This window comes from Paraburkholderia sp. PGU19 (genome assembly GCF_013426915.1).
Taxonomy (GTDB): Bacteria; Pseudomonadota; Gammaproteobacteria; order Burkholderiales; family Burkholderiaceae; genus Paraburkholderia.
Window position 1 is genome coordinate 3,459,510 of record NZ_AP023179.1, and the last position, 21,720, is coordinate 3,481,229.

Below are 21,720 nucleotides of genomic sequence, written 5' to 3' on the forward strand. Positions count from 1 at the left end.
GTTACAACCTCACCGAAATGCCCTGATCGGCCATGAAGCGCTTGCACTCGCCGACCGTGTGCTCGCCATAGTGGAAGATGCTCGCGGCCAGCACGGCGTCTGCGCGGCCGTCCTTGATGCCGTCGGCCAGATGCTGCAGCGAACCGACGCCGCCCGACGCGATCACGGGAATGGACACCGCGTCCGACACGGCGCGTGTCAGCGCAATGTCGAAGCCGCTTTTCGTGCCGTCGCGGTCCATGCTGGTCAGCAGGATTTCGCCCGCGCCCAGTTCGGCCATCTTGCGCGCCCATTGGACGGCGTCGAGGCCCGTATTCTTGCGCCCGCCATGCGTGAAGACTTCCCAGCGCGGCGTTTCGCCATCGGCCGACACGCGCTTCGCGTCGATCGCGACGACAATGCACTGCGAGCCGTATTTATCGGTCGAATCGCGCACGAGCTGCGGATTCGCCACTGCCGACGAATTCATGCTCACCTTGTCCGCGCCCGCGTTCAGCAGGCGCCGCACGTCTTCGACGGCGCGCACGCCGCCGCCGACGGTCAGCGGAATGAAGACCTGCGAAGCCACAGCTTCGATGATGGGCAGGATCAGGTCGCGCTGGTCGGACGTGGCGGTGATATCGAGGAAGGTGAGTTCGTCCGCGCCCTGCTCGTCGTAGCGGCGCGCGATTTCGACGGGGTCTCCCGCGTCGCGCAACTCGACGAAGTTGACGCCCTTGACCACGCGGCCAGCCGTGACGTCCAGACAGGGAATGATGCGTTTAGCTAAAGCCATGATCTTGCTAGTTCGTGCCAATACCGCTGGTGAGGCCGCTCGCCCGTGTGTGAATCACAGGTGAACGGCGCAAGGCCGGCATGCCGGACGCTCTGCGCACCTGAACGATGCTTCAGGTGCGCACGATGCGCAGAAAACCCGACGCTCAGGCGTCGTCCGATTCGCGCAGGCGGTCCGCGTGCGTCTGTGCCGCGGCAAAATCCAGGTCGCCCGAGTAGATAGCACGGCCGCAGATCACGCCTTCGATGCCCTCGGCTTCCACTTCGCACAGCGCGTCGATATCGCCCATGTTCGACAGGCCGCCGCTCGCGATCACGGGAATCTTCACCGCGCGCGCGAGGCGCACCGTCGCCTCGATATTGATGCCCTGAAGCATGCCGTCGCGGCCGATGTCCGTGTAGATGATCGACTCGCAGCCGTAGTCCTCGAACTTGCGCGCGAGGTCCGCGACTTCGTGGCCCGTCAGCTTGCTCCAGCCGTCGGTGGCGACCTTGCCGTCCTTCGCATCGAGGCCGACGATGATATGTCCGCCGAACGCCGTGCACGCTTCGAGCAGGAAGCCGGGGTTCTTCACCGCCGCCGTGCCGATGATCACGTACTCGAGACCGTCGTCCAGATAGCGCTCGATCGTGTTCAGGTCGCGGATGCCGCCGCCCAGCTGCACGGGAATCTCTCCGCCGACTTCTTCGATGATCGCGCGAATCGCGTCTTCGTTCTTCGGCTTGCCGGCGAACGCGCCGTTCAGGTCGACGAGGTGCAGGCGCCGCGCGCCGCGGTCGACCCAATGTCGGGCCATCACCGCCGGTTCCTCGTGGAAAATCGTCGCCTGGTCCATATCGCCCTGTTTGAGGCGTACACACTGACCGTCTTTCAGGTCGATGGCGGGGATCAGCAGCATAGCAATCGGGTGTTGTCAGGGAAAAAAGTTGAAGTTCGGCTGGCGGCAAATCCGGCTGGGGCCGGCGCCAGGCCGTTCCGCTAGTTTAGTACATGTCTTTCGGCGACCTTGCCGGCAGGCTTCGGATGCATATGCATGTGAGCGAGGCAGCAGGGACGGATTGAGAACATGGACGGTTAAAGATGCTGACGGCAGGGATCAGGGATTCCAGTGCACGAAGTTGCGATACACGCGCAAGCCCGCATCGGCGCTCTTTTCCGGGTGGAATTGGGTCGCAAAAATGTTATCCCGCGCCACCGCCGAGGTAAAGGGCACGCCGTACACGGTTTCACCCGACGTATGCGCGGCGTTTTCCGGCACGACGTAATAGCTGTGCACGAAGTAGAAGAACGCGTTGTCGGCCACACCGTCCCACAAGGGGTGCGGCTGCGCCTGACGGACACGGTTCCAGCCCATCTGCGGCACCTTGAAGCGCGAGCCGTCGTCCTGCAACTGGCCTTCGAGATCGAAGCGCACCACCTTCCCAGGCAACAGGCCCAGGCCCTTCGTATCGCCTTCCGCGCTCCAGTCGAACAGCATCTGCTCGCCGACACACACGCCCATCAGCGGCTTGCTGCGGGACGCTTCGACGACGGCTTCCTGCAAGCCGGATTCGCCGAGTGAGCGCATGCAGTCGGGCATCGCGCCCTGGCCCGGCAGCACCACACGGTCCGCTGCGCGAATTGCTTCGGGCTTGTCGACAATTGCCACGTCCGCTTCGGGCGCGGCTTTCCTCAACGCCTGGGCAACCGATCGCAGGTTGCCCATTCCGTAATCCACAATCGCAATCGAAGTTTTCATTTCAAGTTAGGCAGCAACGCCTTCAATCCGTTGACGATGAACTCCACCGCCAGCGCCGACAACATCAAACCCATCAACCGCGTGCCGATGTTGATTCCCGTCCGACCGACCCAGCGGGCAATCGGTTCAGCAAGACTCAGCGATCCGAAACACAGCGCCGCAATCACAGCGCCGATGCCAATCAGAGTAATCCGCTCGTACCAATGAGGATAGCTGGCCGAATAGACTAGGACAGTACTGATAGAGCCCGGCCCCGTCAGCAGCGGAATCGCCAGCGGCACGACGGCGATGTTGTCCTTCATCTCCGCCTCGTGACGCTCTTCCGGCGTCGAGCGGGCATTGCCGACCTGAGCGTTCAGCATGCTGATCGACATCAGCAGCATGATGATGCCGCCGCCCACTTCGAGCGCGCCGATCGAAATGCCGAAGAAGCGGATGATCTGCTGCCCGATCAACGTGCTCACCGTAATCACACAGAACACCGAAATCGACGCGACACGGATGGTGCGGCGCTGTTCGGCGGACGATTGCTGCGACGTCAGGCTCAGAAAGAACGGTATCGCGCCGACCGGGTTGATCAACGCCAGCAGCGAAATAAACGACTTGATGGTGTCCATCTCAAGCCGGCCGCGCGCCGCGCAACCGGTCCTTTGGGTGGCTTGGTGGCTATTGGTCGCTCAGAGACTGCCCTTGGTCGACGGAATCTGCCCCGCCGCGCGCTCGTCCAGTTCGACGGCCATGCGCAATGCGCGGCCGAACGCCTTGAACACCGTTTCCATCTGATGATGCGCGTTCAGGCCGCGCAGGTTGTCGATATGCAGCGTAACGCCGGCATGATTGACGAATCCGCGGAAGAATTCGATGGAGAGATCGACGTCGAACGTGCCGATGCGCGCGCGCGTGAACGGTACGTGGAATTCCAGGCCCGGCCGGCCGGAAAAATCGATCACGACGCGCGACAGCGCTTCGTCGAGCGGCACGTAGGAATGACCGTAGCGGCGAATGCCCTTCTTGTCGCCGACGGCCTTCGCAATGGCCTGGCCCAGCGTGATGCCGACGTCTTCGACGGTATGGTGGTCGTCGATATGCGTATCGCCATGCGACTCGATGTCCAGATCGATCAGCCCGTGGCGGGCAATCTGGTCGAGCATGTGATCAAGGAACGGCACGCCCGTGGCCAGCTTCTGCTGACCGGTGCCGTCCAGGTTGATCTTCACACGGATCTGCGTTTCGCTGGTGTTGCGAACGACTTCCGCAAGGCGCATGGCAATTCCTCGAATCTGACTTTGAAAAAAGTGGGGTTGTGAACGTGCTGGCTTCAGTTCAGCACGAGTTTCAGCGCGGCGAGCATTTGAGCGTTTTCTTCCGGAGAACCGACCGTCAAACGCACGCAATTCGCGAGCAATGGATGCATTTTACTCACGTTTTTGATCAAAACCCGCGAAGTAAGAAGGGTTTCGAACGTCGCCGATGCATCGGGCACACGCACCAGCAGGAAATTGCCAGCGCTCGGGAACACTTCAGCGCCCGGCAGCGCGGCGACCGCCTGAGCCAGCTTCGTGCGTTCGTCGCGCAATTGCGCGGCCTGCGCGTCGAGCACGTCGATATGATCGAGCAGGAAATCGGCCGTCGTCTGCGTCAGCACGTTGACGTTGTACGGCGGGCGCACCTTGTCGAACTCGTTGATCCATTCCATGCGGCCCGCCATGTAGCCAAGGCGGATGCCCGCGAGGCCCAGCTTCGACACCGTGCGCATCACGACGACATTGTCGAAGTCTCCCGCACGCGGCATCCAGCTCTCTTGCGCGAACGGCTGATACGCTTCGTCGATCACGACCAGGCTCCCGCTCGCCGCTGCGATGATGCGCTCCATGTCGGCGGCATCGAACAGCGTGCCCGTCGGGTTGTTCGGGTACGCGAGGTAAATCACGGCCGGCCGGTGTTCAGCGATAGCGGCGAGCATCGCGTTCGTATCGAGCGTGAAGTCGGCGTTCAGTGGCACGCCGACGAACTCCATGCCCGCGAGTTTCGCCGACATCGCGTACATCACGAAGCCCGGCACGGGCGCCAGCACCTTCGCGCCTGGCGTCGCGCACGCCACAGAGATGATGCTGATCAGTTCGTCCGAACCGTTGCCGAGCAGCACCTCGCAGTTCGCCGGCACGTTCATCACGCGCTTGAGCTTCTCGATGAGCGCCTGCGGACGCGGCGCCGGATAACGGTTCAGCGCGACGGCCGCGAGATGCTCGCCGAGTTGCGCGGCCAGCGCTTCAGGCAGCGGAAACGGATTCTCCATTGCATCGAGCTTCACGAGGCCCGTCGCATCGGCAACGGGGTAGCTCGTCATCGCGAGCACGTCGCGGCGAATAATGTCTTGAGGTGTCGTCATGGCGTCGGGCGCGCCCGCCTTCTGACAGGCGACAGCGCAATAGGGGCGGCTCGCAGCCGCCCCGGGTTGAGTTCTCTGTCTTCGGAAAACGGAGCCGTCTCAAAATTCAGCGCGTATGTTGCCCGCGTGAAAAAGCGGCTCGCCGCAAGGTCAGCCTGTGTTCTTCATCCGGTACTCGGCGCTGCGTGCATGCGCCTGCAGGCCTTCGCCATACGCAAGCTCAGCGGCAATTTCACCGAGCGTCTGCGCACCGTCCGCGCTCACTTCGATGAGGCTGGAGCGCTTGAAGAAATCATAGACGCCGAGCGGCGACGAGAAACGTGCGGTACGAGACGTAGGCAGCACGTGATTTGGCCCCGCGCAGTAGTCGCCGAGGCTTTCGCTCGTGTAGCGGCCAAGGAAGATCGCGCCCGCGTGGCGAATCTGCTGCGCCCACTGTTGCGGCTCCAGCGCGGAAATTTCGAGGTGTTCCGGCGCGATGTCGTTGGCGATCGCGCACGCCTGCTCCATGTCACGCACCTTGATCAGCGCGCCACGTCCTTCGAGCGACGCCTGGATCACGTCGCGGCGGGGCATCGTCGGTAGCAGCTCGTTGATGGCGTCTTCGACGCGCGCGATGAAACCTTCGTCCGGGCACAGCAAAATGGATTGCGCGAGTTCGTCGTGTTCGGCCTGCGAGAACAGGTCCATCGCGACCCAGCGCGGATCGGTCGTGCCGTCGCACAGCACGAGAATTTCCGACGGACCGGCGATCATGTCGATGCCGACCGTGCCGAACACGCGGCGTTTCGCCGACGCGACATACGCATTGCCGGGGCCGCAGATCTTGTCGACGGCGGGAATGGTTTGCGTGCCGTACGCGAGCGCGCCGACCGCCTGCGCGCCGCCAATCGTGAACACGCGATCCACACCGCCCAGCAGCGCCGCCGCCAGCACGAGCGGATTCTTCACGCCGTCCGGCGTCGGCACGACCATGACGATTTCGCGCACACCGGCCACGCGCGCCGGAATCGCGTTCATCAGCACCGACGACGGATACGCCGCCTTGCCACCCGGCACGTAAATACCCGCGCGGTCGAGCGGCGTCACCCTCTGGCCAAGCACGGTGCCGTCGGCTTCCGTGTACTGCCAGCTATGGCTGCCGCATTCGATCTTCTGCTTCTCGTGATAGCCGCGCACGCGCGCCGCCGCCGCTTCGAGCGCCGCGCGGCGCTTCGGCTCCAGGCCTTCCAGTGCCCCTTCCAGTTCCGACATCGGTAGTTCGAGCGCGCCGACATCCTTCGCGTTCAGACGGTCGAAACGGTTCGTATAGTCGAGCACGGCGGCATCGCCACGCGCCTTCACGTCGGCCAGAATCTGCGCGACCGAGCGTTCGATCGCTTCGTCTTCGCTCGCTTCGAACGCGAGCACCGCATGCAGCGACTTCTGGAAATTCTCAGTGCTGGAATCGAGTTTGCGAATCTTGATAGACATGCTGGTATCCGTTTCGGTGAGGCGCGCGCGTCAGACTCGGCTATGGCCTTTGCGTCAGGCCGTTGCGCCGGTGCGTTGCGACGCGCGCTCGAACGCGTTGAGAATGGGCGCCAGCGCGGCGCGCTTGAGCTTCAGCGCCGCCTGGTTCACAACGAGGCGCGACGAGATCTGCATGATCTCTTCGACCTCGACAAGATTGTTGGCGCGCAGCGTGCCGCCCGAGCTGACCAGGTCGACGATCGCGTCGGCAAGGCCCACCAGCGGCGCGAGTTCCATCGATCCATACAGCTTGATCAGATCGACGTGCACGCCCTTGGCGGCGAAGTGCTCGCGCGCCACTTGCACATACTTCGTGGCGACGCGCAGGCGCGCGCCCTGGCGAACCGCATTCGCGTAGTCGAAGCCGGCGGCGACCGCCACCGACATCCGGCAGCGCGCGATGTCCAGATCGATCGGCTGATACAGACCGCCGCCGCCGTGCTCGATCAGCACGTCCTTGCCCGCGACGCCGAAATCGGCGGCACCGTACTCGACGTACGTCGGCACGTCGGTGGCGCGCACGATGATCACGCGGAGGTTGGGATCCGTGGTCGGCAGAATCAGCTTGCGCGACGTTTCCGGATCTTCCGTCACTTCGATGCCCGCTGCCGCGAGCAGCGGCACCGTTTCCTCAAAGATGCGACCCTTCGACAGCGCGAGCGTCAGCGGCTTACCGACCGCCGGCGACGTCGACGTTTGCGGCAACTCGCTCATGCCTGATTACCCTTGATGCGGCGCACGTTCGCGCCGACTGCGGTGAGTTTCGATTCCATCCGGTCGTAGCCGCGATCCAGGTGATAGATGCGGTCGATCAGCGTTTCGCCATCCGCGCACAGGCCCGCGATCACGAGACTCGCCGACGCGCGCAGATCGGTGGCCATCACCTTCGCGCCCGACAGCTTCTCGACGCCGTTGACGAGCGCCGTCTTGCCATCGATCGTGATGTTCGCGCCGAGACGGTTCAGTTCCTGCACGTGCATGAAGCGGTTTTCGAAGATCGTTTCGACCACTTGCGACGTGCCTTCCGCCAGCGTGTTGAGCGCCATGAACTGCGCCTGCATGTCGGTCGGGAACGCCGGGTATTCGGACGTGCGGAACGAGACGGCCTTCGGACGCTGGCTCATGCGCACGCGCATCCAGTCGTCGCCCTCTTCGATCGTCACGCCTGCTTCGCGCAGCTTGTCCGTCACGGCTTCGAGAATCTGCGGACGCACATGGCGCAACGTGACGTCGCCGCCCGCCGCCGCGACCGCGCACAGGAACGTGCCCGCTTCGATACGATCCGGCACAACCGTGTGCTGTGCGCCGTGCAGTTTGTCGACGCCTTGAATCACGAGACGGTCGGTACCGATGCCGTCGATCTTCGCGCCCATCGCGACCAGAAGATTCGCAAGATCACCGACTTCCGGCTCGCGCGCGGCGTTTTCGATGACCGTCTCGCCTTCCGCGAGCACGGCCGCCATCAGCAGGTTTTCGGTGCCCGTGACGGTGATCATGTCGGTGATGATGCGCGCGCCCTTCAGACGCTTCGCGCGCGCTTCGATGAAGCCGTGCTCGATGTTGATCTCGGCGCCCATCGCCTGCAGGCCCTTGATGTGCTGGTCCACAGGCCGTGCGCCGATCGCGCAGCCGCCCGGCAGCGATACCTTCGCCTCGCCGAAGCGCGCGACGAGCGGGCCGAGCACCAGAATCGACGCCCGCATCGTCTTCACGAGTTCGTACGGCGCGACCAGATTGTCGACCTTCGACGCGTCGAGCATCACCTTGCCGTCGCTGCTTTCCGTGCGCACGCCCATCTGGCCGAGCAGCTTGAGCGTCGTGCGCACATCCTGCAGATCGGGCACGTTATCGAGGTGAACGGGCTCCGCGCTCAACAAGCCTGCGCAAAGGATCGGCAGCGCCGCGTTCTTCGCACCCGAAACAACGATCTCACCAGCGAGCTTCTGCCCGCCTTCAATCACGAGTTTGTCCATGCCTGTTTGTTCCTGATCTGCCCGTCCGCCTGCGGGCGTCTTGTTGTGGGCGGTTGCTGCGGCGCCGTTTGCGGCGTCGCGATTCTCTTGTGTAAGTCGCACTAATGTTCCAGCTAATTTGCAGCTACGTCTAAAGCTTATTGTGCAGCTTGTTTTTCCGCTCTCTTGCAGCCAGGTTGTTGAGCGCCGTCCTCCGACAGACAGCAGGTTTTTCCGCGTAATGTCTATACGCGAGTCAGGCGCTTTGCCATTCGGTGGGCGTCAGCGTTTTCATGCTGAGCGCGTGGATCTCTTCACGCATGCGGTCGCCGAGCGCCGCATACACGAGTTGATGCCGTTGAATCAGACGCTTGCCTTCGAAATTCGGCGACACGATGGTCGCGAAGAAATGCTGGCCGTCGCCTTCCACTTCGAGATGCTCGCAAGGAAGGCCCGCCGCGATGTAATTCTTGACCTGTTCGGGAGTGGGTAACATGTGTGCTCCTAGTGACGCAGCTTGAAGCCGGAAGCGAGCATGCGCATCGCCAGCACGGCCAGCACGACGAAGAAACCGCCGACAATCAGCAGGCTCCACATCGGATCGATATCCGACATACCGAAGAAGCCATAACGAAAGCCGTCGATCATGTAGAAAAACGGGTTCAGCCGCGAGATTTCGCGCCACACGGGCGGCAGCGTATGCGTCGAGTAGAACACGCCCGACAGGAACGTGAGAGGCATGATCAGAAAATTCTGGAACGCGGCGAGCTGGTCGAACTTCTCGGCCCAGATGCCCGCGATCAAACCAAGCGTGCCGAGAATCGCCGAACCGAGCACCGCGAACGCGATGATATAAAGCGGCGCGCTGAAGCTCATCGGGATGAACCAGACCGTGACGATGAACACGCCCAGCCCGACGCTCAATCCGCGCACGACAGCGGCGAGCACATACGCGCCGTACATCTCCCAGTGCGACAGTGGCGGCAGAAGCACGAACACGAGATTGCCCGTGATCTTCGACTGGATCAGCGACGACGAACTATTCGCGAACGCGTTCTGCAGCACGCTCATCATGACGAGGCCCGGCACGAGAAAGCTCGTGTAGAGCACGCCCGGATAGACCTGCACGTGATCGCGCAGCGCGTGGCCGAAGATCGTCAGATACAGCAATGCGGTGATAACCGGTGCGAGCACCGTCTGGAACGCGACCTTCCAGAAGCGCAGCAATTCCTTGTAGAACAGAGTACGGAAACCGTTCATGCCAACCCCTCGACCACTTCCGGCCCGTTCATCACCTGCATGAACACGTCTTCGAGGTCGGCCTTGCGGACCTCGATTTCATCGAACGTGCAACCCGCCGTGCGGCATTGCGCGAGGATGCGTTCCACGTCGTCGTAGCTCGACAGGCGCAGCAGATGTTGACGTCCGTTGACATTGGTGGGGTCGACTTCGAGCGCCCGCAATTCGGCGGGCAGCACACCCTGCGCGAAACGGATGAACAGTTGCGTGCCCGCGAAACGTTCGAGCAGCGTGCTCGTACGCTCCAGCGCGACGACTTCACCCCGCCGTAGCATCGCAATGCGATCGCACAGCGATTCGGCTTCTTCCAGATAGTGCGTGGTCAGCACGATCGTGTGCCCTTCGCGATTCAGGCGCGAGATGAATTTCCACAGCGTCTGGCGCAGCTCAACGTCGACGCCTGCTGTCGGCTCGTCGAGCACGATCACAGGCGGCCGGTGCACCAGCGCCTGCGCGACCAGCACGCGACGCTTCATCCCGCCCGACAGCGCACGCATGTTCGCGTCGGCTTTTTCGGTGAGATCGAGATTGGCCATCACTTCGTCGATCCAGTCGTCGTTCTTGCGCAGGCCGAAGTAGCCCGACTGGATGCGCAGCGTCTCGCGCACGGTGAAGAACGGATCGAACACGAGTTCCTGCGGCACGACGCCGAGCGCGCGGCGCGCGAGACGGAAGTCGTCGACGACATGGTGGCCGTGAACCGTGATGCTGCCTTCATCGGCGCGGGCGAGGCCGGCGAGGATGCTGATGAGCGTCGTCTTGCCGGCGCCGTTCGGACCGAGCAGCCCGAAGAATTCGCCTTGTTCGACGGTGAAGCTGACGCCTTTGAGCGCTTGCAGATCTTTGTAGCGCTTCCTGACGTTACGAATTTCAATCGCTGACATGACTGTGCGCCGTCAAAGTGGACAGCGCCTGATAGATCGCCCGGCAAGGGCGCGAAAGCATGGGGGAAACGAAATTGGGGCCGGGTGCAAAAGACCGCTTGCGCTGCTGCTGCAACCACTACGGCCGTTTCCGCGATGCGGGATGAAACGGCCACGCGCCAAAAAACGTTTGATTATAGGGCAAAAGTCGAACCGGCCGACTTGCCTTGGGAGAACGTGAGCCAGCGCAAAGCGTGAAACGCAGCGCGAAGCTCACTGACGCGTGAGCGTCAATGTCGTACGGTGATCAGGGTATCGACGCCGTAGGCTTGCGCGAGACTGGAGAGCCCCGCAGGGAGGTTGACGACGACGAGCGGTGTGCCGCGTGCGCTCGCCGCGCGCTGCCATGCGAGCAGCACGGCCAGCGCCGACGAATCGAATTGCGTGAGTGCCGCGCAGTCGACCGCCGTCGCGCCGCCGCCGATGCGCGCGAGACCCGCCGCGAGCGCGGCCTTCGCGCTCGCGTGGGTCAAGGTGCTGCCGGTTTCGAACGTGTTGACGGACGTGCTTACCGGCGCGCTGACAAAGTTGTTCACGACTGTTTGCCGTTCGCGAGTTGCTGGTTGCGTGCCGTCAGGAACTGGATCAGGCCGTCGACGCCGCTCTTCTGGATCTGTTCGTTGAACTGCTGCTGGTACGCCTGGATCAGCCATGCGCCGAGCACGTTCAGGTCATACACGCGCCAGCCTTGCGGCGTCTTGTACAGACGGTAGTCGAGTTCGACGGGCGAGCCGTTGTTCATCACGACCGAGCGGACCACCACGTCGGTGTCATCCGGGTTCGCGCGGAACGGCTTGTACTGGATTTCCTGGTCCTTCACCTGAGCCAGCGCGCCAGAATACGTACGGATCAGCAGATTCTTGAACTGCTCGACAACGGCATTCTGCTGCTCCGGCGTCGCCGTGCGCCAGTTGCGGCCCATTGCGAGTTGCGTCGTGCGGCGGAAGTCCGTGTACGGAAGAATCTTCTCGTTCACGAGCTTCGTGACAGCATTGATGTTGCCGCTCTGGATCGTCTTGTCGGCGCGCACGGCGTCGATCACCTGCTGCGTGACGGTCTTGACCATCGCGTCGGGATTGCTGCTATCGACGGCTTGTGCGGATGCCGCGCCGCTGAACGCAAAGAGAGCTGCAATAAACGGGATAAAGAAGAAGAATTTTTTCATTTCCAGTCCTGCAAAAAAATTTAGCTTAGGTTGGAGGCGACGATATCACGCGAGTTCAGCCGTCATCCACGCCCAAACTGCGAGAATCGTATCCGAGTGTTACGACAGACGGATACGCCACTCGCATTTGTTATGCCTCAGCGCAGCTTCAGCGACGGGTAGCCGAAGTGCGCCGGCGGCACGATCTGACCACCGGGGACGGTCGGCGGCGCATCGGTGCCCGACGCCGGCTGAGCTGCGCCCGCTGGCTCGTTCGAAGACGCACCCGAAGCCGCCTCCGGCGCCGAAGCCGGCGTGGGTGCGGGCGCAGTTGCCGCGCCGCCATCCACGTCTTCGTATTTCGGCAGCGGTGCTTCGTTGCCGTAGTCCGGCAGCCCCGTCGACGCATTGCCGCCCGTCAGCAGATAGCGGCGGCGCTGAAGATATGCGTTACGCACAAACGAGTATTTGTCGAGCGCCGCGCCTTCGAGCACGTCGCTTGCGTTCAGCAGGTTCGCGCGCGTGTTGACCACGTTCAGACCGTAGAGCGCCCAGCTCACGCTGTCCGGCTTCACGTACGTGAGCGGATTGATGAAGTAGTTGCCCACCATGCCCACGCCGTCGCGCACCGTGCTCGGCCCGAACAGCGGCAGCACCAGATACGGACCGGGCGGCACGCCATAGTGACCGAGCGTCAGGCCGAGGTCGTTGTCGTGCTTCGGCAGCTTCGCGAGCGTCGCGACGTCGAACAGGCCACCGACACCGAAGATCGTGTTGATCACGATACGCATGATGTCCGATACACCATCGGCGATCTTCAGCTGCAGCAGGTTGTTCGCGGCGATGTACACGTCGCCGATGTTCGAGAAGAAGTTCGTGACGCTGTCACGCACCGGTTGCGGCGTGACAAACACGTAGCCCTTCGCGACCGGCTTCAATGCGTACTTGTCGAGCGTGTCGTTGAAGGTGAAGACCGTACGGTTGAAGCCCTCGATCGGATCTTCCTTCGTCGGGTTCTGAACGGTTGCGCAACCCGCCAGCGCTGCCACCGCCAGCGTGATCCCCGCGACACGTAAGCGTGTCGTGTTCATTGTTATTCTCCTTATTGGCCGGATGCACCCGAAGCGGCTGCAGCCGGAGCTGCAGGAGCCGGCTCTGCCGGCGCAGGCGCCGCTGCAGATGCACCAGGTTTGGCAGCGCCCGAATCCGCTGCCTTGCTATACAGGAACTGCCCGATCAGATTCTCCAGGACGATGGCCGATTGGGTCATCGTGATCGTGTCGCCGGCTTTCAGCATTTCGCTGTCGCCACCCGGCTCAAGACCGATGTACTGCTCACCCAACAGGCCCGACGTCAGAATCTTCGCGGACGTGTCTTTCGGAAATTGATATTGCTTGTCGAGATCGAGTGTCACGACGGCCTGATACGAATTGCTGTCGAAGCCGATCGATTCGACGCGGCCCACCGTCACGCCCGCGCTCTTCACGGGCGCGCGCGCCTTGAGGCCGCCGATATTGTCGAACTTCAGCTTGACCGGGTACGTCGCCTGAAACGACAGCGAGCTCATGTTGCCGGCCTTCAGCGCGAGGAACAGCAACGCGATGAAGCCGAGCACCACGAACAGACCTACCCAGAAATCGAGAGCAGTTTTTTTCATCGTCATCCCAAAGAGAATCTATGCCGCTGCGGCGCGAGCGCTGCGCGGCGCACCGCGCGAAGCTTGGCTCGCCACCGCCTAGCTGAACATCAGCGCGGTCAGCAGGAAATCGAGACCGAGCACGGCCAGCGACGCGTAGACAACCGTCTTGGTCGTCGCCCGCGACACGCCTTCCGGCGTGGGCTTCGCTTCGTAGCCCTGGTAGAGCGCGATGAACGTCACCGCGAAGCCGAACACGATGCTCTTGATCACGCCGTTGCCGACGTCGCGATACGCATCGACACCGCCCTGCATCTGCGACCAGAACGCGCCGGCGTCGACGCCGATCATCAGCACGCCCACCACGTAGCCGCCGAGCACGCCCACCGCGCTGAAAATCGCCGCGAGAATCGGCATCGAAATGATGCCTGCCCACATGCGCGGCGCGACGACCACTTTTAGAGGATCGACGGCCATCATTTCCATCGCCGTCAGTTGCTCGCCCGCCTTCATCAGGCCGATCTCGGCCGTGAGCGACGTGCCCGCGCGCCCGGCGAACAACAGCGCCGTCACGACGGGCCCGAGCTCACGCACCAGCGACAGCGCGACCAGCAGGCCGAGTGCCTGTTCGGAGCCGTAGCGGTTGAGCGTGTAGTAGCCCTGCAAGCCGAGCACGAAGCCGACGAACAGCCCCGACACCGCGATGATCACCAGCGAATAGTTACCGACGAAGTGGATCTGCTTCGTGACAAGACGCGGACGGCGCAGCAGCGGAAAGAATTCGAGCACGAGGCGCACGAACATGCGCGCCGCATAACCCGTCTGTCCGAGCCCGCAAATGACGGTACGGCCGATGAAGCTGATCATGCGCGGCCTCCGCCAATGCCGAAATCCGCCGCGAGCGGCGTGCTGCTCGGATAGTGAAATTTGAACGGACCGTCGGGCGTGCCGTCGATGAACTGGCGCACGGTCGGGTCCGTCGAGGCGCGCAGTTCGGCCGGCGTGCCCTCGGCGAGGACACCGCCGTTCGCGAGGAAGTAGACGTAGTCGGCGATTGCGAACGATTCGGGCACGTCGTGCGTGACGAGGATCGACGTCGCGCCGAGCGCCGTGTTGAGCGTGCGGATCAGGTTCGCCGTGATACCGAGCGAAATGGGGTCGAGGCCGGCGAACGGCTCGTCGTACATCATCAGTTCGGGATCGAGCGCGATGGCGCGGGCGAGCGCCACGCGGCGGGCCATGCCGCCTGAAATCTCCGACGGCGCGAGGTCGCGTGCGCCGCGCAGACCAACCGCGTTGAGCTTCATCAACACGAGATCGCGGATCAGGTCTTCGGGGAGGTCGGTGTGCTCGCGCAGGGCGAAGGCGACGTTTTCGAACACCGACATGTCGGTGAACAGCGCGCCGAACTGGAACAGCATGCCCATCTTGCGACGCAGTTCGTACAGGCCTTCACGCGTCTGCGCGCCGATGTCCTGCCCGTGGAACAGCACCTGGCCGCGCTGCGCGCGCACCAAGCCGCCGATCAGCCGCAGCACGGTCGTCTTGCCGCACCCCGAGCCGCCCATGACCGCGACCACCTGGCCGCGTTTGAAGCGCAGATTCAGGTTCGACAGGACGAGCCGCTCGCCGTAGCCGAAGTCGACGTCGCGCAGTTCAAGGAGGGTCTCGGAAGAGGAAGGCACGTAACTGACAGTCCTTTTACACGGAAGGCCGAATTATAGGGCCTTCGTGCAAACCCTGCCTTGACGACGCTAACGATTTAACTTTTCTAAACTTTTTGTTGCAAAAACGCCTTTTGTAACGTCACAGCGGCTGATGCGGGATCGGTGGCCTCGGTGATCGCGCGCACGACGGCGGCGCTTTTCACCCCCGTAGCGAGCACTTGCGGCAGCACATCGCCGCTGATCCCGCCGATTGCGACGAGCGGCACGACGCCTTCCAGCAGTGTCACGTAGCGCGCGAGCCTTGCCAGACCTTGCGGCGCGGTCGGCATCACTTTCGTCGTGGTCGGAAACACTGCACCGAGCGCAATGTAGCTCGGACGGAAGTGCAGTGCCGTCAGCATTTCGTAGTAACCGTGCGTCGACAGGCCGAGGCGCACACCAGCCCGCGACAAAGCATGCAGATCCGCCGTATGCACGTCTTCCTGGCCGAGGTGCACGCCGTACGCGCCGGCATCGATGGCCGCCTGCCAGTGATCGTTGATGAAGACGCACGCGTCGTGCTCGCGGCCCGCCGCGACCGAGCGCGCGATTTCCCGCTTCAGCTCGTCCGGTTCCGCCGTCTTGCGACGCAGTTGCAGCGTCTTCACGCCGAAGCCGGCTACGCGCTCGACCCATTCCGCCGTCGGCAGCACGGCATAGATGCCGAGTGCATCCGGACATGCGGCAAAAGCTTGCGCCGGAGCGTCCGGCAAACCGGCGACACGCGGGAAGCGCGAGATGTCACACGGCCACGCATCGTCGGATTTCGTCTCGTCGCCGTCGCGCCACGCGAGCGCGAGCACCAGAGCATCGTGCGGATCGAAGCCGCAATCGAGAAACGCGGCGAGCGCGGCAATCCAGTCTTCCGCAAGATGGCCTTCCAGCTGATAGCGCACACCGCCCAGATGCAGCACGGCGCGGCCCGCGGCCGCCTCGATCACGCCCGCGCCCTGTGTCTGCCAGCGCACGATCTGCTCGACATGCTGCTGGCTGCTTTGCTTCAGGTCGGTGAAGACGATCAGGTCGCCGCCATTCGCGTCGTCGGGCGCTGTCAGGCAGATGCGCCAGTTGACGTGCGTCGGCGGCCAGTCGCCGAGGCGCGCACGGATGCGTTCAGCTGCTTCCGTGAGTTCATCGGCGGGCGGCCAGAACAGGTCGCGGCCCGCGAGTTTCAGAGTTTCCGTCATGCCGCAGCGCTCCCATCCTGATGCCAGAACGGCATGCCGACGACGGGCGTGCTCGCGTGGGCAGTTTCACGTTCGGCCATCGGGCCGGCCAGATAAGCCTCGCGGCCCGCTTCGACGCCCATTGCAAAGGCGCGCGCCATCGTCTCCGGGTGCGTGGCCTGCGACACGGCCGTGTTCAGCAGCACGCCGTCGAAGCCCCACTCCATCACCTGGCACGCATGCGACGGCACGCCGAGGCCCGCGTCGACGATCAGCGGCACGTCGGGCAAACGCTCGCGCAGCACGCGCAAGCCATACGGATTCACGACGCCCTTGCCCGTGCCGATGGGCGCGCCCCACGGCATCAGCGCTTCGCAGCCCGCGTCGAGCAGACGCCGGCCGATCACGAGATCTTCCGTGCAATACGGCAGCACCTTGAAGCCGTCCTTCACCAGTTGCGCGGCCGCTTCGATCAGGCCGACGGGGTCGGGCTGCAGCGTGTAGTCGTCGCCGATCAGTTCGAGCTTGATCCAGTCGGTGTCGAATACTTCGCGCGCCATGTGCGCCGTCGTGACTGCCTCGCTCACCGTCTGGCAGCCGGCCGTGTTCGGCAGGAGCGGCACGCCGTGACGCTTGAGCAGATCGAAGAAGCCGGCTTCCGCGCCGCCCTCGCTCATCTGCCGGCGCAGCGCGACCGTCACCATACCCGGCTTCGACGCCGCGATCGAATCCGACAGCGACTGCAGCGACGGATAGCGCGACGTGCCCAGCAGCACGCGGCTCTGGAAGGTTTCGCCGTAAAGCGTGAGCGCGTCGGCGGGTGCGTTCGCGTGTGAGTTCATGTGTGATTCCTTGTCAGTGGCTGGCGTCGCGTGGCCCGGCCTCAGCCGCCCGCGACGGGATGCACGACGTCGAGCTTGTCGCCCGCCTGCAACGCGCGCGCCGCATGCTGCCCACGCGCGACGAAATTGCCGTTCAGCGCGACGGCGAACGGCGGCCGCGCGCCGTACGCGCTGAGCGCGTCGGCGACGGTCGCGCCTTCGGGCAACGACAGCGGCTTCTGGTTGATCTGGATGTCCATATCTATGAATTCAAACATTGAAAGTGACAGCGGGCTCGCGGTCCAGCCGGAACAGCTCGCTCCAGCGCGCGTTGCGCTGCCAGTCGGCGAAACCGTCGGAATCGGCGACGCGGCCATCGAGCAGCGCCGACGCGAGCCGCACCGCTTCGCCCGCGACTTCGGGCACGATCATGTAGCCGTGCCGGTACAGCCCGTTCACGCGCAGCGTGCTCGCGCCGTCCCACAGCAGCACGGGGCGATGGTCGGGCAAAGTAGGACGGCATTGCGAGTTCAGTTCGAGAATGCGCGCCTCGCCGAAACCGGGATGCACCGAAAACGCCGCGCTCAGTAGTTCGAGCGCCGAGCGCACGCTGACGGGCGACATATCCTCGCCCTCCACTTCCGTCGCGCCGATCACATACAGATCGTCCTGCTTCGGCGCGATATAGAGCGGATAGCGCGGATGCAGCAGCCGCACCGGACGTGTCAGATCGATGCCGGGCGCGTGCACGCGCGCGACTTCGCCGCGAATGCCGCGCAGCGTCGGCATGACGGGCTTCGCGCCCAGCCCGCGGCAATCGATCGTGATCTTCGCGGGCGGAAGCGCGCTGTCGTCGACAGACGTGTTCCAGTGCGTTTCGACGCCGCGTTGTGCCAGCCCCGCCGCCAGCGCCGACAGCACCTGGCGGTTATCGAGCTGGCCTTCGTGCGGCAGCAGCCAGCCTTGCGAGAAGCGGCCGGCGAGCGCGGGCTCGGCTGCGCCGACCTGCGCTCCTGCTAGCGCAACGAGTCCGCCGTCGAGCAGTTCGGCGGGCGCGTTGGCGCGCAGCCGTCGCTCGAACAGCGGCGCCTCGGCGCGATCGCTGTGATGCCAAACGATCAGCGAGCCGTTGCGCTGGAAAAACACCGGCTCCGGCAATTGCGCGAGCAAGGTCGGCCACGTTTCCAGCGACGCCGCGCCCAGCCGCGTAATCAGCAGTTCAGCGCTGGCGGCCTCGGCGAGCGGCGCGAGCATCGCGGCGGCGACCCACGCGGCCGCCTGCGAGCCGGCCGCGTCGCCGCGCTCATAAAGCGCAACGCGATGCCCCTCGCCCGCGAGTTGCCACGCGACGAGACGCCCGCACAGCCCGCCGCCGATCACGGCGAAATCCGGTTGAGCAGAAGTCCTCATCGTGCGGCTCCGAAGCAAGCCTCGCGCGCCGCAAACCGCGCGCCCACAATACGACGGGCGAAACCCGTAGCAATAAAGCGAATAGGTGAAGAATGAGCGGTCATCAAATCCTTTCCGTACGGCAAAGTGCGCACGTACCCAAGGACGAAACCGGCGGGCAAGGCCAGCCGGGCATGGGCGCTCACAAAAATCGGGAACGCCGCCCCGGCGGAAGGAGAACTTCCAGGAAATACTTCCCGAAAACTTCCCGCGCCGGTATTACCCGGATCGGGTGCGAAGGGTCTCTCTCAGCCTCGCTGCAGCGACTGCCAGCGCACGAAGCACCCCTGTTTCGTCCGGACCATTAGACCATAAAAGCTGCGGGCGCCGCAAACCCGGGCAGACCTCAATCGGCCGCGGCCGATTTTGGCGAGGTTCCCTATTGCTCTGGCACAATGGCACGCGTCAATGCGGACGGAATGCCGCGCCACTGCAAGGCCGTTGTTGGGTTTGCGCGGCCGCGCCGAGGCACGGTGAAGCGTCCGCTTAAGTTCAGATTAAGTCGGTGCCGGAACAATCGCAGCCGGGCCACCCACTCGACGGGATGCGACAGCAGCACCATGCCGCTGCGCAACGCATCTCGCCGCCGCCCGGCCGACCGTATGAAAGGATGCTTATGATCGACAACTCGAAAAATCCGTCGGACATCACCGCGTGGGGCCTCATCAAGCCCTACTGGGTGTCCGAGGATCGATGGAAAGCGCGGGGCCTGCTCGCGCTCGTCATCGCGATGAATATGACGATGGTCGCGGCCAACGTCTGGTTCAACACCTGGCAGCGCACGTTCTTCGACGCGATCCAGCAATACAACTATCCCGTCTTCAAATATTCACTGCTGCAGTTCACGGTCATTGCGCTCGCGCTGATCCTGCTCGGCTCGTACCGGACCTACTTCCGACAGATGCTCGAATTCCGCTGGCGGCAGTGGCTCACCAACCGCTATCTGAACGAGTGGCTGGGCGACCGCGCGTTCTACCGGATCGAACGCGACAGTCTCGCCGACAACCCCGACCAGCGGGTTTCCGCCGACCTGCAAGGGTTGGCCAGCGCCTCGCTGAATCTGTCGCTCGGCCTGCTGTCGACCACGGTCACGCTGTTCTCGTTCATCGTGATCCTGTGGAACCTGTCGGGCGCGTTCGCGTTCCACATGTTCGGCACGGAGTTTTCGATTCCGGGTTACATGGTGTGGGCGGCGCTGATCTACGCGGCAGCCGGCTCGTGGGTCACGCACAAGGTCAACCATCCGCTGGTGTCGATCAACTACCAGCAGCAGCGTGTGGAAGCCGACTTCCGTTTCTCGCTGATCCGCATTCGCGAAAACGCCGATCAGATCGCGCTGTATCAGGGCGAGCGTTCGGAAGAGCAGCAGCTCAAGGGCGTGTTCTCGCATATCCGTGAAAACTGGCGCCTCATCATGCGCTTCACGCGGCGCTTCAACATCGTCGTCATCAGTTATTCGCAGCTGGCTATCGTCTTTCCGTACATCGCGGCTGCGCCCAAGTACTTTTCGAAGAGCATCTCGTTCGGCATGTACCAGCAGGTGACGGGCGCGTTCGGCACGGTCAGCGATTCGTTCTCCTGGTTCATCAACAATTACGATTCGCTCGCCGAGTGGCGCGCCACCGTGAACCGTCTGCGGGAATTCAATCGCGTGATGCGTTCGCAGCATCTGCATGAGTCGGTCGTCGAAGGCACCGCGCACGGCGGCATCAACGTGCACGTCACGGATGCCGATTCGATCGAAGTGACGAATCTTCGTCTGCAGCGTCCCAACGGCGAGCCGATGGCGAACGTCGGCTCGTTCACCATCGCGCCGAAAACGCGCTGGCTGGTGCGCGGGCCTTCGGGCGCGGGCAAGAGCACATTGATGCGCACGCTCGCCGGCCTGTGGCCGTTCGGCGAAGGCACGATCGAAAAGCCCACGGATGCAAAGCTGCTGTTCATCCCGCAGCGCAGCTATCTGCCCATCGGCACGCTGAAGGCGGCGCTCTGTTATCCGTCGGAGGCTTCGGCGTATTCAGACGAAGCGTGCCGCGAAGTGCTCACGGTCTGCCGCTTGCCGGAACTCGCGAACCGCCTGGGCGAATCGGCGCATTGGGAACGTTCGCTGTCGCCGGGCGAGCAGCAACGTCTTGCCGCAGCGCGTGCGTTGCTGCAACAGCCCGACTTCCTGTTCCTCGACGAAGCAACGAGCGCGCTCGATCCCGAGAACGAAAGCATCATCTACAACGCGCTGATCGAGCGTCTGCCGAACGCGGCGATCGTCAGCGTCGCACATCGCAAGACGCTCGAAGCGTTCCACGAGCACACGTTGTTCATCGAACGCGCGGTCGAGCGCGAGGCCGCGTGAGCGACGCGCCGTTCGAGCGCGTCGTGCTCGTGACGGGCGCGGGCTCCGGTATCGGTGCCGCGCTCGCCCGGCGCATCGCCGCGCCGCGTGTCGCGCTGATGCTGCACGCGCGCGGCGCGGACGACGCATCGCGTGCGCGGCTCGATCAGGTCGCGGCGACCTGCGCGGCGAGCGGCGCGGCGTGCGCAACGGTGCTTGCCGATCTCGCCGAACGCGGCGCGTCCGAACATGCCGTCCATCAGACGCTCGCGCGCTTTGGCGCGCTCGACCAGATCGTCGCCAACGCGGGACACGCACAGCGTCAAACCATCGGCACGCTCGATTTCGATGCGCTTGCGGAGTCGTTCGCGGCAATGCCCGCTGCGTTCGCCGCGCTCGTCAAACGGGCAGCGCCTGCGCTCGAAACATCGAAGCGCGGACGCGTCGTGGCCGTGAGTTCGTTCGTCGCGCATCGCTATCGCGCGGACTCGGCGTTTGCGGGCACGGCTGCCGCGAAGGCCGCGCTCGAATCGCTGGCAAAAACGGCGGCCGCCGAACTTGCGCAGCACGGCGTCACGGTGAATTGCGTTGCACCGGGTTATACGCGCAAGGAACGCGGACCGAGCGCAGAAAATGCGCCTGCGTGGACGCGTGCGGCGGAGGCGACACCGCTCGGGCACGTCGCCGAACCCGACGACATTGCCGCGCTGATCACCTTCCTGCTTTCCGACTCTGCGCGTCACATCACCGGTCAGGTGATTCACGTCGACGGCGGGCTGACGCTCGGCTAGACGTCGCGCGAGCCTTACGCGGCTCCAGTCAGCGCAACATCCTGAAAGACTCTCGAACAGTTCGAAAGCACTTCCGAAGCGCATGCGCTG

The 21,720-nt window shown here is 63.7% G+C and carries 24 protein-coding genes and 1 riboswitch; of the genes, 2 read left to right on the forward strand and 22 right to left on the reverse strand.

The features are described 5' to 3' along the window. Position 1: 1 nt before the first annotated feature. The 22 genes from hisF to H1204_RS15850 form a co-directional block, all read right to left on the reverse strand. Positions 2-775: an imidazole glycerol phosphate synthase subunit HisF gene (hisF, locus tag H1204_RS15745; RefSeq protein ID WP_007731839.1), complete on the reverse strand. Its 774-nt coding sequence runs from the start codon at positions 773-775 to the stop codon at positions 2-4. 145 nt (positions 776-920) lie between these two features. Beyond that, positions 921-1,673, reverse strand: coding sequence for a 1-(5-phosphoribosyl)-5-[(5-phosphoribosylamino)methylideneamino]imidazole-4-carboxamide isomerase (gene hisA / locus H1204_RS15750; protein ID WP_054929112.1), 753 nt, complete (start codon positions 1,671-1,673; stop codon positions 921-923). Positions 1,674-1,871: 198 nt separating this feature from the next. After that, on the reverse strand, positions 1,872-2,513 hold the full coding sequence (gene hisH, locus H1204_RS15755; protein WP_180729037.1) for an imidazole glycerol phosphate synthase subunit HisH: 642 nt from the start codon (positions 2,511-2,513) through the stop codon (positions 1,872-1,874). After that, positions 2,510-3,130: a MarC family protein gene (locus tag H1204_RS15760; RefSeq protein WP_035988971.1), complete on the reverse strand. Its 621-nt coding sequence runs from the start codon at positions 3,128-3,130 to the stop codon at positions 2,510-2,512. Before H1204_RS15760 ends, hisH begins: the two co-directional genes overlap by 4 nt. 60 nt (positions 3,131-3,190) lie before the next feature. Continuing rightward, complete coding sequence (gene hisB, locus H1204_RS15765) at positions 3,191-3,778, reverse strand: imidazoleglycerol-phosphate dehydratase HisB (protein WP_042313845.1); 588 nt, start codon at positions 3,776-3,778, stop codon at positions 3,191-3,193. Between the two features lie 53 nt (positions 3,779-3,831). After that, positions 3,832-4,902 (reverse strand): histidinol-phosphate transaminase, encoded by a 1,071-nt coding sequence (gene hisC / locus H1204_RS15770; protein WP_180729038.1) that lies wholly within the window; start codon positions 4,900-4,902, stop codon positions 3,832-3,834. A 150-nt stretch (positions 4,903-5,052) separates the two neighbouring features. After that, positions 5,053-6,375 carry a histidinol dehydrogenase gene (gene hisD / locus H1204_RS15775; RefSeq protein ID WP_180729039.1) on the reverse strand — a complete coding sequence of 441 codons (1,323 nt, stop codon included), beginning with the start codon at positions 6,373-6,375 and terminating at the stop codon, positions 5,053-5,055. Between the two features lie 54 nt (positions 6,376-6,429). Beyond that, entirely contained in the window at positions 6,430-7,128 is a 699-nt protein-coding gene (gene hisG, locus H1204_RS15780) for an ATP phosphoribosyltransferase (protein ID WP_180720671.1), read from the reverse strand. Next, positions 7,125-8,387: a UDP-N-acetylglucosamine 1-carboxyvinyltransferase gene (murA, locus tag H1204_RS15785; RefSeq protein WP_180729040.1), complete on the reverse strand. Its 1,263-nt coding sequence runs from the start codon at positions 8,385-8,387 to the stop codon at positions 7,125-7,127. Before murA ends, hisG begins: the two co-directional genes overlap by 4 nt. 235 nt (positions 8,388-8,622) lie before the next feature. After that, positions 8,623-8,862: a BolA family protein gene (locus H1204_RS15790; RefSeq protein ID WP_007731848.1), complete on the reverse strand. Its 240-nt coding sequence runs from the start codon at positions 8,860-8,862 to the stop codon at positions 8,623-8,625. An 8-nt stretch (positions 8,863-8,870) separates the two neighbouring features. Beyond that, a complete protein-coding gene (locus tag H1204_RS15795; RefSeq protein WP_180729041.1) occupies positions 8,871-9,626 on the reverse strand; it encodes an ABC transporter permease in 756 nt (251 codons plus the stop codon). Next, on the reverse strand, positions 9,623-10,549 hold the full coding sequence (locus tag H1204_RS15800; protein WP_035988951.1) for an ABC transporter ATP-binding protein: 927 nt from the start codon (positions 10,547-10,549) through the stop codon (positions 9,623-9,625). Before H1204_RS15800 ends, H1204_RS15795 begins: the two co-directional genes overlap by 4 nt. A 269-nt stretch (positions 10,550-10,818) precedes the next feature. After that, complete coding sequence (locus tag H1204_RS15805; protein WP_180729042.1) at positions 10,819-11,124, reverse strand: STAS domain-containing protein; 306 nt, start codon at positions 11,122-11,124, stop codon at positions 10,819-10,821. After that, a complete protein-coding gene (locus H1204_RS15810; RefSeq protein WP_180729043.1) occupies positions 11,121-11,753 on the reverse strand; it encodes an ABC transporter substrate-binding protein in 633 nt (210 codons plus the stop codon). The genes H1204_RS15805 and H1204_RS15810 overlap by 4 nt, the downstream gene beginning before the upstream one ends. Before the next feature lie 137 nt (positions 11,754-11,890). Beyond that, a complete protein-coding gene (locus tag H1204_RS15815; protein WP_180729044.1) occupies positions 11,891-12,823 on the reverse strand; it encodes a VacJ family lipoprotein in 933 nt (310 codons plus the stop codon). Positions 12,824-12,834: 11 nt separating this feature from the next. After that, positions 12,835-13,389, reverse strand: a complete 555-nt coding sequence (gene mlaD, locus H1204_RS15820) for an outer membrane lipid asymmetry maintenance protein MlaD (protein ID WP_180729045.1) — start codon at positions 13,387-13,389, stop codon at positions 12,835-12,837. Between the two features lie 78 nt (positions 13,390-13,467). Next, positions 13,468-14,235 (reverse strand): lipid asymmetry maintenance ABC transporter permease subunit MlaE, encoded by a 768-nt coding sequence (gene mlaE, locus H1204_RS15825; RefSeq protein ID WP_180729046.1) that lies wholly within the window; start codon positions 14,233-14,235, stop codon positions 13,468-13,470. Next, positions 14,232-15,053 carry an ABC transporter ATP-binding protein gene (locus tag H1204_RS15830; RefSeq protein ID WP_180729047.1) on the reverse strand — a complete coding sequence of 274 codons (822 nt, stop codon included), beginning with the start codon at positions 15,051-15,053 and terminating at the stop codon, positions 14,232-14,234. The genes mlaE and H1204_RS15830 overlap by 4 nt, the downstream gene beginning before the upstream one ends. Before the next feature lie 86 nt (positions 15,054-15,139). Continuing rightward, positions 15,140-16,261, reverse strand: a complete 1,122-nt coding sequence (thiE, locus tag H1204_RS15835) for a thiamine phosphate synthase (RefSeq protein ID WP_180729048.1) — start codon at positions 16,259-16,261, stop codon at positions 15,140-15,142. Next, entirely contained in the window at positions 16,258-17,082 is an 825-nt protein-coding gene (locus H1204_RS15840; RefSeq protein WP_035988932.1) for a thiazole synthase, read from the reverse strand. The genes thiE and H1204_RS15840 overlap by 4 nt, the downstream gene beginning before the upstream one ends. 41 nt (positions 17,083-17,123) lie before the next feature. Further along, the gene (gene thiS / locus H1204_RS15845; protein WP_009771314.1) at positions 17,124-17,321 is read right to left on the reverse strand and encodes a sulfur carrier protein ThiS; all 198 of its coding nucleotides are present in this window, start codon (positions 17,319-17,321) and stop codon (positions 17,124-17,126) included. Positions 17,322-17,331: 10 nt separating this feature from the next. Beyond that, a complete protein-coding gene (locus tag H1204_RS15850) occupies positions 17,332-18,471 on the reverse strand; it encodes an FAD-dependent oxidoreductase (protein WP_180729049.1) in 1,140 nt (379 codons plus the stop codon). Positions 18,472-18,698: 227 nt separating this feature from the next. Continuing rightward, positions 18,699-18,809, reverse strand: a riboswitch (TPP riboswitch). A gap of 317 nt (positions 18,810-19,126) precedes the next feature. Between H1204_RS15850 and H1204_RS15855 the strand changes: the two genes are divergently transcribed. Beyond that, positions 19,127-20,860, forward strand: coding sequence for an ABC transporter ATP-binding protein/permease (locus tag H1204_RS15855; RefSeq protein WP_180729050.1), 1,734 nt, complete (start codon positions 19,127-19,129; stop codon positions 20,858-20,860). Beyond that, positions 20,857-21,630, forward strand: a complete 774-nt coding sequence (locus tag H1204_RS15860) for an SDR family oxidoreductase (RefSeq protein WP_180729051.1) — start codon at positions 20,857-20,859, stop codon at positions 21,628-21,630. Before H1204_RS15855 ends, H1204_RS15860 begins: the two co-directional genes overlap by 4 nt. The last annotated feature ends 90 nt before the right edge of the window (positions 21,631-21,720 follow it).

What these genes read in the sequence shown, in the direction of transcription:
- hisF (WP_007731839.1), bottom strand. Translation starts at nt 775, where the DNA reads ATGGCTTTAGCTAAACGCATCATTCCCTGTCTGGACGTCACGGCTGGC.
- hisA (WP_054929112.1), bottom strand. Translation starts at nt 1,673, where the DNA reads ATGCTGCTGATCCCCGCCATCGACCTGAAAGACGGTCAGTGTGTACGC.
- hisH (WP_180729037.1), bottom strand. Translation starts at nt 2,513, where the DNA reads ATGAAAACTTCGATTGCGATTGTGGATTACGGAATGGGCAACCTGCGA.
- H1204_RS15760 (WP_035988971.1), bottom strand. Translation starts at nt 3,130, where the DNA reads ATGGACACCATCAAGTCGTTTATTTCGCTGCTGGCGTTGATCAACCCG.
- hisB (WP_042313845.1), bottom strand. Translation starts at nt 3,778, where the DNA reads ATGCGCCTTGCGGAAGTCGTTCGCAACACCAGCGAAACGCAGATCCGT.
- hisC (WP_180729038.1), bottom strand. Translation starts at nt 4,902, where the DNA reads ATGACGACACCTCAAGACATTATTCGCCGCGACGTGCTCGCGATGACG.
- hisD (WP_180729039.1), bottom strand. Translation starts at nt 6,375, where the DNA reads ATGTCTATCAAGATTCGCAAACTCGATTCCAGCACTGAGAATTTCCAG.
- hisG (WP_180720671.1), bottom strand. Translation starts at nt 7,128, where the DNA reads ATGAGCGAGTTGCCGCAAACGTCGACGTCGCCGGCGGTCGGTAAGCCG.
- murA (WP_180729040.1), bottom strand. Translation starts at nt 8,387, where the DNA reads ATGGACAAACTCGTGATTGAAGGCGGGCAGAAGCTCGCTGGTGAGATC.
- H1204_RS15790 (WP_007731848.1), bottom strand. Translation starts at nt 8,862, where the DNA reads ATGTTACCCACTCCCGAACAGGTCAAGAATTACATCGCGGCGGGCCTT.
- H1204_RS15795 (WP_180729041.1), bottom strand. Translation starts at nt 9,626, where the DNA reads ATGAACGGTTTCCGTACTCTGTTCTACAAGGAATTGCTGCGCTTCTGG.
- H1204_RS15800 (WP_035988951.1), bottom strand. Translation starts at nt 10,549, where the DNA reads ATGTCAGCGATTGAAATTCGTAACGTCAGGAAGCGCTACAAAGATCTG.
- H1204_RS15810 (WP_180729043.1), bottom strand. Translation starts at nt 11,753, where the DNA reads ATGAAAAAATTCTTCTTCTTTATCCCGTTTATTGCAGCTCTCTTTGCG.
- H1204_RS15815 (WP_180729044.1), bottom strand. Translation starts at nt 12,823, where the DNA reads ATGAACACGACACGCTTACGTGTCGCGGGGATCACGCTGGCGGTGGCA.
- mlaD (WP_180729045.1), bottom strand. Translation starts at nt 13,389, where the DNA reads ATGAAAAAAACTGCTCTCGATTTCTGGGTAGGTCTGTTCGTGGTGCTC.
- mlaE (WP_180729046.1), bottom strand. Translation starts at nt 14,235, where the DNA reads ATGATCAGCTTCATCGGCCGTACCGTCATTTGCGGGCTCGGACAGACG.
- thiE (WP_180729048.1), bottom strand. Translation starts at nt 16,261, where the DNA reads ATGACGGAAACTCTGAAACTCGCGGGCCGCGACCTGTTCTGGCCGCCC.
- H1204_RS15840 (WP_035988932.1), bottom strand. Translation starts at nt 17,082, where the DNA reads ATGAACTCACACGCGAACGCACCCGCCGACGCGCTCACGCTTTACGGC.
- thiS (WP_009771314.1), bottom strand. Translation starts at nt 17,321, where the DNA reads ATGGACATCCAGATCAACCAGAAGCCGCTGTCGTTGCCCGAAGGCGCG.
- H1204_RS15850 (WP_180729049.1), bottom strand. Translation starts at nt 18,471, where the DNA reads ATGAGGACTTCTGCTCAACCGGATTTCGCCGTGATCGGCGGCGGGCTG.
- H1204_RS15855 (WP_180729050.1), top strand. Translation starts at nt 19,127, where the DNA reads ATGATCGACAACTCGAAAAATCCGTCGGACATCACCGCGTGGGGCCTC.